Annotated in this window: 9 protein-coding genes; 3 read left to right on the top strand and 6 right to left on the bottom strand. The window is 59.2% G+C overall.

All coding sequences use genetic code 11. The features are described from left to right. Window positions 1–60 precede the first annotated feature (60 nt). From WB650_RS14940 to WB650_RS14915, 6 genes are read right to left on the bottom strand one after another with little or no spacing between them, the layout of a single operon-like run. A complete protein-coding gene (locus tag WB650_RS14940; RefSeq protein ID WP_422303693.1) occupies window positions 61–315 on the bottom strand; it encodes an acyl carrier protein in 255 nt (84 codons plus the stop codon). Then, entirely contained in the window at window positions 315–1,883 is a 1,569-nt protein-coding gene (locus WB650_RS14935) for an amino acid adenylation domain-containing protein (protein ID WP_422303692.1), read from the bottom strand. Before WB650_RS14935 ends, WB650_RS14940 begins: the two co-directional genes overlap by 1 nt. A gap of 4 nt (window positions 1,884–1,887) precedes the next feature. After that, window positions 1,888–2,745, bottom strand: a complete 858-nt coding sequence (locus WB650_RS14930) for an alpha/beta hydrolase (protein ID WP_422303691.1) — start codon at window positions 2,743–2,745, stop codon at window positions 1,888–1,890. After that, window positions 2,732–3,571 (bottom strand): serine aminopeptidase domain-containing protein, encoded by an 840-nt coding sequence (locus WB650_RS14925; protein WP_422303690.1) that lies wholly within the window; start codon window positions 3,569–3,571, stop codon window positions 2,732–2,734. Before WB650_RS14925 ends, WB650_RS14930 begins: the two co-directional genes overlap by 14 nt. 48 nt (window positions 3,572–3,619) lie before the next feature. After that, window positions 3,620–4,615: a glutathione S-transferase family protein gene (locus WB650_RS14920; RefSeq protein WP_422303689.1), complete on the bottom strand. Its 996-nt coding sequence runs from the start codon at window positions 4,613–4,615 to the stop codon at window positions 3,620–3,622. Between the two features lie 50 nt (window positions 4,616–4,665). Continuing rightward, a complete protein-coding gene (locus tag WB650_RS14915; RefSeq protein ID WP_422303688.1) occupies window positions 4,666–6,462 on the bottom strand; it encodes an alkaline phosphatase family protein in 1,797 nt (598 codons plus the stop codon). Window positions 6,463–6,617: 155 nt separating this feature from the next. Between WB650_RS14915 and WB650_RS14910 the strand changes: the two genes are divergently transcribed. From WB650_RS14910 to tal, 3 genes are all read left to right on the top strand, one after another. Further along, window positions 6,618–6,839, top strand: coding sequence for a hypothetical protein (locus WB650_RS14910; protein ID WP_422303687.1), 222 nt, complete (start codon window positions 6,618–6,620; stop codon window positions 6,837–6,839). Window positions 6,840–6,947: 108 nt separating this feature from the next. After that, a complete protein-coding gene (locus WB650_RS14905; RefSeq protein ID WP_423961013.1) occupies window positions 6,948–7,544 on the top strand; it encodes a histidine phosphatase family protein in 597 nt (198 codons plus the stop codon). 36 nt (window positions 7,545–7,580) lie between these two features. Further along, window positions 7,581–8,657: a transaldolase gene (tal, locus tag WB650_RS14900; RefSeq protein WP_423961012.1), complete on the top strand. Its 1,077-nt coding sequence runs from the start codon at window positions 7,581–7,583 to the stop codon at window positions 8,655–8,657. Window positions 8,658–8,660: the final 3 nt, after the last annotated feature.

Below are 8,660 nucleotides of genomic sequence, written 5' to 3'. Positions count from 1 at the left end.
GACAAGGTAACGCATCGAGTAAGAATCATACTTGGCTAATCAGTCAATCGCAGCGGGCTTTTATCGGGACTGCGCCCGCTTGATCAGCCGCGAGAGGGCGCGCACGCTCTCGAAATTTTCCGGCACGACTTCCTCGTCGCGGATCTCGATTCCGAAAGTCTCCTCGCAGAACGCCACTGTATTGATGACTGCCTGCGAGTCGAGCAGGCCACGATGGAACAGCGAGTCGCCCGGTTTGAGATTGCGGACCTTCCGCGCAGAGGGCAGCTGAAGCAGAAATTCGCGAATGATGTTTTCGACGCTGGTAGTGGGCATCACGCGCTCTCGCGCAGACTACGACGATCGACTTTGCCGTTGCTCATCAACGGCAGGCTCGCGCGAAATACTATCGCTTCGGGCACCATGTAGGAGGAGAGCTCCGCCGCGCAATGACTGCGCAGAGTTTGTTCGTCGGCGGCCGAACCGTCCTTCAACACCACTATCGCTTTCAGCCGATTGCCGGTCTCTGGATCGGGGACGGCGATCACCGCCGCTGCCTGAACCGCAGGATGACGACAGAGTGCAATTTCGATCTCCGGAGTTTCAACCCGGTGGCCCCGCACCTTTATCTGTTGATCGGCGCGGCCGAGCAGTTCGAGCGTTCCATCCGCACGCTGGCGCACGATATCTCCAGTGCGACATGCGAGCACACTGTCATCGGGGCTTAGCGTGACGGTGCGCATGAACTCTGCGGTCATCTCGGGAAGTCCGTAGTAACCAAGCATCAGGCACGGGCCGGCGATCCACAGCTCTCCGATCGCACCGACAGCGACGGGATGTTCATTTTCGTCGAGCACCAACAGGCGAGTATCGGCCGAAACCTTGCCGATGGTGCGAGTATCAATCTCTTTAGGCGGAAATTTCACTTCGTGCACCGAGCGAAGCTTCGCCTCAGTGCGGCCGTACATGATTACGAAACGAACGTGAGGCAAAAGGCGCATCAGTTCGTTGAGTCGCTGGGCCGGCAGGTGTTCGCCTCCTACCACGATAGTTCGGAGCGCGGTGAAGTCGAGCCCGCTGAGATTGCCGCGGTTCAGCAGCATCTGGAGCACACTCGCGACTACATACATAAGGGTGATGCGCTGATCGCTCCAGCTTTTCGCGACCGCGGCCGGGAAAGGCGCCAGTTGTGGCGGGACTGGATATACGGTTGCACCCGCGCGAGCGCCGCCGAAGATCTCGAACGTCGACATCGCGCTACTTAGCGGAGTGCAGCCCGGGATGCGGTCCTCGATCGAAAGCCCGAAGGCAGTTACCGTCCACTCCGCCTGGCCGACCAGAGCGCGATGCGAAATCGCCACTCCCTTGGGCGCCCCGCCGGAACCCGAAGTGTACTGCACAAGAGCGAGGGCGTTGTCGTAGATGTGTACCGGCGCCGGATCCGCACTCTCGGCCTCGACCTCGTTCCATCTCAGAGAGGACCACAACGCGCCGCGAACCGGACCAGCGCCATCGCCGGAATAGAAAACCGCGCGCATCGGAGCACCGGCGCTGAATTCATCGTGCAAATCATCGGCGCGGTCCATTGCGGTGACCAGAGCGCGGATCTCGCAATCACGCGCGATGGTTGCAAGGCGTGACACTGGAGCGCTCGGGTCAATTGGCACGAAGGCCGCGCCAGCCTTGAGGATGCCCCAGATAGAAGCGATCGCCTCGAGCGACTTTGGCATCCACATACCCACCCGATCTCCGATGCGGACTCCCTGGCGGATCAGCGCGTTAGCGATCCGGTTGGCGCTCGCGTCGAGCTCGGCATAAGTGAGAACCTGATCGTCCATCGACAGCGCCGGGTGCGCGGCGTGACGCGATGCCGCCGCGTAGAGAAAAGACGGCAGCGTTGGCATCGACCTAGGAATCCTGGGCGCTCGGCTGAAGCGGCTCGCGCAGTTCCGCGCGCTCACTTCGCGCGGGATGAAACTCGCGCAGCCATGATATCGCACGCTCGATGACCGCGGTCTCGCCCTCAGTATTATGAATGCGACCCGGCCAGATCTCGATTTCGAGCCGCGTGCGCGTTTCGCGGTCGAGCTGCGAGAATAGAACCTCCTCGGCCACGGCGAACTCCGCTCGCAGCCGGTCCTGTTCTGCGTAGAGAAAGAGCGCGCGGGCATGCGATCGCACGAGCGCCCTGAAGGGAATCTTGAAACTGTTCAGAATCTTTGGGGCACGCGCGCTCCTGACCTTCGATCGCAGATGCAATGCCGCAGTGCGCACGCGGTTGGTCGCGTACGATCCGCCAAGCTTCTCCTCCAGCACAGTTGCAGTGGCAAAGAAGATGCCGGAAATCGAGTCGGCCTCATCTTTGAACGAATCGAGCGCGGTCAGCGCGTCGTAACAGTAGCCGGCCAGGAGAAATTGCTTCTGCCCGTGCGCTTCACGCAGGTGACGAATCGCGGCGACCACGTCTTCGCCGGGCGGCTCAGTGCGGCTTGGCCGCTCAACTTCGCCGGCGCTCTCGCCGCGGCCTCGCAGGTCGAATCTCAGTACTGCGAATCCCTCGGCGGCAAGGATTCGTGCGGCGAGTACCAGATGGCGGCGAAGTCCTGAACGTGGGCGGCCCGGGAACACGATGCAGTCTCGCGCAGGTGGCGCGTCGGGAGCAGGCGGCGTGAAGATCCCGTGCAGTGCGCCCTTCGGGCCAGTGAACACTACAGGTTGCTCGTCGCGCGCGCGGCTTAGCGTGGCGGGAGTTTCACGCCAGTTCATCGAGCCAGTCCCCCGTCTGTCGTGCGATTTCTTCCGGCGCCCACCAGGGATCGGTTCCGTCCGTCCCGCGATGTAGAAGTGCACGCACGCTTACGCCGCGCCCGACGAGAGTCTCACGCAACTGGTTATGCGGGCGCGAGAGCCGCGAATGCTTCTGAAACTGCGCTATCAGGGTCGGGCTGCGCCATGCTTCGAGCGCGTCCAGCAGGTACGCATCCTGGGCGCTGTCGAAGAACTTCCGGTGGAGATCGAATGCGAGCAGGGAAATCTTGCCTTCGCGCTTCAGGCGCTCACTCATCTGGTCGACTGTCAGCGACGGCCGCTCGCCATGCGACATTTCGCTATAGATGACGTGGCGCATGGACTTCACCAGATAGTCGCGGCCGTTCAGCGCGGGCTCCCAGAGCGCAAGTGCGGTTGAGCCGGCAATTCTGCGGATTGCATGCGCGGCGACAATTGCTCCGAATCGAATCCCGACCCAAACGATCTGCGACGCGCCGGATCGGCTGCGTGCATAGGTCGCGGCGTTCACAGCGTCATCGACCAAATCCTCGAAGGTTAGGTCCTCGGAGTCGCCTGCCGAATCGCCATGCGCCCGCGGATGATAGACGAAGGCGGAATAGCCGTTGGCCGCGATGATCCGCGCCGCAATAGCCTCGGCCCGCCCCTCGCAATGATTCTCGGAGAAGCTATTACAGAAAAGGACAAGCGTCGGGGAAGGCCGCTCAGCGCGATACGTCACCCCGTACAGCGGGCGACCGTCCGATTCGAAATATCGTCGCTCCTCGGTCCACGCTTGTTTCTCTATGGGTTGCCGCGACAGCATAGTGCGCGCGGAGAATACCACTCAGCTTAGTTAAATTTCCAATAGGCGTTACTCGAAGCGCCTACGATCATGCGGGCCGCTGAAATCGATCGCAGGACCCTTCGGGACGATGCGGGTGGGATTAATTGCCTCATGACTGGCGTAGTAATGACGCTTGATTTGATCGAGGTTGACGGTCTCGGCAACGCCCGGGACCTGGTACAACTCGCGCAGATAGTTCCACAGATTTGGATAGTCGACGATGCGCCGCAGATTGCATTTGAAGTGACCGTAGTAGACGGCGTCGAAGCGGACGAGCGTGGTGAACAGGCGCCAATCAGCTTCGGTCATCCGCGATCCAGCCAGGTAGCGCGAACGCGCCAGGCGCTGCTCGAGTTGGTCGAGCGCAGCGAATAGAGAATCGAACGCCTTGTCGTACGCAGCCTGCGTGGTCGCGAAGCCACATCGATAAACGCCGTTGTTGACGTTCGGATAAACCAGGTTGTTGATGCGATCGATCTCGCCGCGCAAATCATTCGGATAGAAATCGATCGACGCATCGCCCCACGCGTCGAACGCTCTGTTCAGCATCCGGATGATCTCGGACGATTCGTTGTTGACTATCGTCGCACACTTTTTATCCCACAGGACGGGAACCGTGACGCGTCCCGAAAAGCGCGCATTCGCGCGGATGTAGATCTCGTAAAGATAGTGCGATCCGAAAAGATCGTCGCGGGTCGAGCCGGGTGATAGCGAGTTATCGGGCGCCGCGAACGCCCATCCGTTTTCGCCCATGAACGGATCGACGATTGAGATGGAGATCGTCGATTCGAGACGTTTCAGTTTGCGAAAGATGAGTGTGCGATGGGCCCACGGGCAGGCGAGCGAAACGTACAAGTGGTAGCGGCCCGGCTCAGCGCGAAACCCGCTTTCACCCGAAGGTCCTGGCGAGCCGTCAGGCGTCACCCAGTTGCGGAATGCGGAGTCGCCGCGGACGAACTCGCCGCCGCTGCTCTTGGTGTCGTCCCACTGATCCTTCCAGACGCCGTCGATTAAGAGTCCCATTGGAAAGCACCTGCCTGGTTAGACTCCTCTCGCCAACCAATTTTACTCTCTCAGATTCCGCCGGGGATGATTAGTGGTGGACGGGGCTGCTTGTCGGCGAAGTCGAAGACCGTCATCAGATCACCGATCGACGGACCGTTGGTCGGGACGTAGGGATTGTCGGGCGCGGCGATCGGGTTGGGCAGGTTGTCGCGACTCCGCGGCGACAGCGGCGCGAGGTTCCAGTTTTTCTCGATGAATTTCAAGATCGATCCGTGATCGGAATAAACGTGATCGATCCTGCCGGGCTTCACGTAGGGCGAAATCACGAGCATTGGAATCCTGGTCCCATCGCCAAAGAAATCGAGCGGCTGGATGTAGCCGGAATCGTAGTAGCCGTCGCCCTCGTCGAGCGTGACCACGATCGCGGTCGAGGCAAACAAGTCCGGTCTGCTGATGACGTTGTTCGTGATGCTCATAACGAAATACTCGTAAGCGGACACGGCAGAGTCAGCTGGATGCCCCGAATACGGCTCGTACGGCCGCACGAACGAGACTTCGGGCAGATTGCCGTTGTGGGCATCGCGGTAGAATTCCGAAACGTCGACAATCTGATTGCGCAGTGCGGTGGTCATGATGTTCTTGCTGTACTGCAGCGGGTTGCAGATTGAACACCAGGTGTCGTTCGCGCCGGAGTGCTGAGCACCGCCGCGTTTGAGCCCGCCAATATAGTACTTCCACGACACTCCAGCTTTGCTCATCGCCTCGCCGATGTTCGGCAGGGTCTGCGGCGGAAGCGTGTAAGGATGTTGCTTCACATCGACGGGAGTTCCGTCTGCGTTGTATGCCGGCCCGTAGTTGTTGACCAGGTAGTAGTGGCCGGGGTCGCATCGAGAGGGCCGATGGTGCGCACGCAGATACGTCGCGATCGGCGCGACGCCTGGTTGCGATTCGTCGGCGCAGTTCACGTATGAGCCGCTCGCGTAGCCGTCCTGCTTGTACCAATTGTTGGAATTGGGCCACGGATTTGGATCTTCGATCAGGCTCGTGGGAGGCGTCGCCGGATTCCCGTTGCCGTCGCTGTAGTAGGCAAGATCGCCGGTGCCCAGGTAAATGAAGCTGGCGCCGGTGCCTCCCATAATTCCCTGGTGAAAGTTGTCGCTCATCGCATAGTGATCGGCGATAAATTTGAAAACCGGCGCGTCGCATTGCGTCATGTTGTAGAAGCCCATCGAGACCGCGCCTTGACGGGTACTTTGATCGGTAAAAGGAACCGGTGGCGGCTTGCCCTCGCTGCCCGTTCCAACAGTGGTCGCCACCCATGGGAAGAGATCGCTTCGGCCGTCATCGAATTGCTGCCACATCTGAAAAAAACGATGAGCGGGGTCGCCAGTGAACGACAACTGATATGGCGCGTAATGACTTAGCTGGAATGGTCCGCTCGGCAAATCCGCGGGAAATCGTGGATCCGGCTCATTCGGTTTGCGTCCGAACGCGAACGTGGAATTCGGCTGCGGCAGCGTCGCGAATGGACGCGTGCGCATGGGAGCGATCGAGTACTTGTCGGTGACGCTCGCTTGCCATTGTTGCGCCTCGACGAAATGAGGCCCCGGCGTTCCATCCTCGTTGATGATCCCCTTGGAGAGCAGATTCGAAACGGTTTGCCCGCCGACCGGCTGATAGGCGCCGAACAAATTATCGAAGCTGTGGTTTTCTCCAACGATAACGATCAAATGACGAATCGGGGTGATCGGAGTATGAGACGTGCCTTCAGCGGCGCGTGCAATCGAGGACATCAACCAGACTAGCAGCGATACTCCCACGAAAATTTTTGCTGCATTTTGCAAGCTCGTCGTTACTGAGAACATCTGTTACTCTCCGCAGTCTCCCGACCGTAAACCGCTCTGAGATTAGTCGCAACGAGTGCTCGCACACGCATTCGATTCAAGCAGACCGCCGCGATAGACACAGATTGGCAGGACAGGTACTGAACAGACTTGGACACTTAGGAGAAGTTGTTCCTATGGCACGAATAATCGTCAATCCTCCGCCCACTAGTCACAACGTTTTGTCGGCTGATTTTTTGAAGGCGCTAACAGTTTTGCACGACGGCGGTTTTGAACTTCGCAGCGGTACCAAGTTGACCTCCAGGTATGCCGTGCTGGTAGTCGAGGACTCGGCAGCCTGCTCCGCGATCGAAAAGCTCGCCTCAGCGAACCTGAAAGTTGTACGCGATTCCCATTAGCGAAACTTCAATTCATCTGTCACGCACTAAATGAACACGCAGACATAGCGTCCCCGCTTTCGAGCTCCTGTTCATCTCGGCAATTCCGGAATTTTGGAGGAGCAATACTTGAGTGAATCGCTACCCGTCGTTTACCTCGCGCGGCACGGCGAGACCGCATGGAGTCTTTCGGGCCAGCATACCGGGCTTACCGATTTGCCGTTGACCGATCGGGGCGAGAGCAACGCACGCCGGCTTGGCGAACGGTTGAAGGGACTGAGTTTCGCCAAGGTTTTCACCAGCCCGTTGCAACGCGCGCGCCGCACTTGTGAGCTGGCGGGATTTGGCGATCGCGCCGAACTCGATCGCGACCTGGTTGAATGGAACTACGGCGAGTACGAAGGGAAACGCACCGAGGAAATCCGCGCAAAGCGCCCGGACTGGCAATTATTTCGCGACGGTTGTCCTGGCGGCGAGTCACCGGATCAGATCGGCGCGCGTGCTGATAGAGTGGTGAAGCGAATACGCGAGGTCCAAGGCAACGTGCTGGTTTTTTCGAGCGGGCACATTCTGCGCGTACTGACTGCGCGATGGCTGGGCCTGGAGCCCGTCGCCGGCCAATACTTCCTGTTGAGCACTGCGAGCTTGAGCGCGCTTGGCTATGAACACAGTTTGTCCCAGCCTGTCATTAAACTGTGGAACGATACAAATCATGTGGGTTCGTGAGCTATATAAAAAAAGAAATGCTCTGGAGGTAAGATCATGAAGGCTACCGAGACGCTGTACAACCTGGGTCAAAGTATCTGGCTCGACAACATCACGCGCGAACTGCTCGATAGCGGCACGCTGAAACGCTACATCGCTGATCTCTCGGTGACAGGGTTGACCTCCAATCCGACGATCTTCGATCACGCTATCACGCACAGTAAATCTTACGATTCAGAAATTCGGCGCCTCGTCGGCACGGGGCTTTCCGGCGAAGGATTGTTCTTTGAGCTGGCAGTGCAGGACCTGGCGCGCGCCGCCGATTTGTTTGCGCCGATTCACGAACGTACTGCTACCGTCGACGGCTTCGTATCGCTGGAAGTCTCTCCACTCCTCGCATACGACACCAAGAATACGGTGGAGCAGGCCAAGGCCCTTCACAAGAAAGCCAACCGGCCCAACCTGTTCATTAAAATTCCGGGAACGAAGGAAGGTGCGCCCGCGATCGAAGAGGCGATCTTTTCGGGCGTAGCGGTGAACGTCACGCTGCTCTTCTCGCGCGACCATTACGTGGCCGCTGCCGAGGCTTATATGCGCGGACTCGAGCGGCGGGTCGCGGCCGGTTTGAGCCCCGACGTCCGTTCAGTAGCCTCGCTCTTCATAAGCAGATGGGACAAGGCCACGATGGACAAAGTGCCCGACCGCGATCGCGACAAACTGGGCGTCGCTATCGGCCAGCAGACTTACAAGGCCTACCGCGACGTACTCGAGTCGGACCGATGGCAGCGGCTGGAGAACTCCGGCGCTCGCGCGCAAAGGCTGCTGTTCGCAAGCACTGGCACCAAGGATCCCAAGGCCTCCGACGTCCTTTATATCGGCGCGCTGGCCGCACCCAACACGGTCAACACGATGCCGGAGGAAACGTTACTCGCGTTCGGCGAGCACGGTCAGGTAAGCGGAGTTATTCCGCGTGACGGCGCTGATTGCGAAAAAGTGCTGACCGAGTTCGGCCGGGTCGGAATCGACGTCAAGAAGCTTGGCGCCGATCTGCAGACCGAAGGAGCCAAGTCATTTGTCGACTCGTGGAAAGATCTGATGAGCGCAATCGAGACCAAGAGCAAAGCGCTGAAATAGTCG

It is taken from the genome of Binatus sp. (SeqCode), assembly GCF_049584895.1.
Lineage (GTDB): Bacteria > Desulfobacterota > Binatia > Binatales > Binataceae > Binatus.
The sequence above is the reverse complement of the archived record's forward strand: the minus strand, read 5'-3'. Positions and strand labels throughout refer to the sequence as shown.

Bases quoted from the DNA above. Each gene is read 5' to 3' on its own strand.
- WB650_RS14940 (WP_422303693.1), bottom strand. From the start codon at position 315: ATGCCCACTACCAGCGTCGAAAACATCATTCGCGAATTTCTGCTTCAG.
- WB650_RS14935 (WP_422303692.1), bottom strand. From the start codon at position 1,883: ATGCCAACGCTGCCGTCTTTTCTCTACGCGGCGGCATCGCGTCACGCC.
- WB650_RS14930 (WP_422303691.1), bottom strand. From the start codon at position 2,745: ATGAACTGGCGTGAAACTCCCGCCACGCTAAGCCGCGCGCGCGACGAG.
- WB650_RS14925 (WP_422303690.1), bottom strand. From the start codon at position 3,571: ATGCTGTCGCGGCAACCCATAGAGAAACAAGCGTGGACCGAGGAGCGA.
- WB650_RS14920 (WP_422303689.1), bottom strand. From the start codon at position 4,615: ATGGGACTCTTAATCGACGGCGTCTGGAAGGATCAGTGGGACGACACC.
- WB650_RS14915 (WP_422303688.1), bottom strand. From the start codon at position 6,462: ATGTTCTCAGTAACGACGAGCTTGCAAAATGCAGCAAAAATTTTCGTG.
- WB650_RS14910 (WP_422303687.1), top strand. From the start codon at position 6,618: ATGGCACGAATAATCGTCAATCCTCCGCCCACTAGTCACAACGTTTTG.
- tal (WP_423961012.1), top strand. From the start codon at position 7,581: ATGAAGGCTACCGAGACGCTGTACAACCTGGGTCAAAGTATCTGGCTC.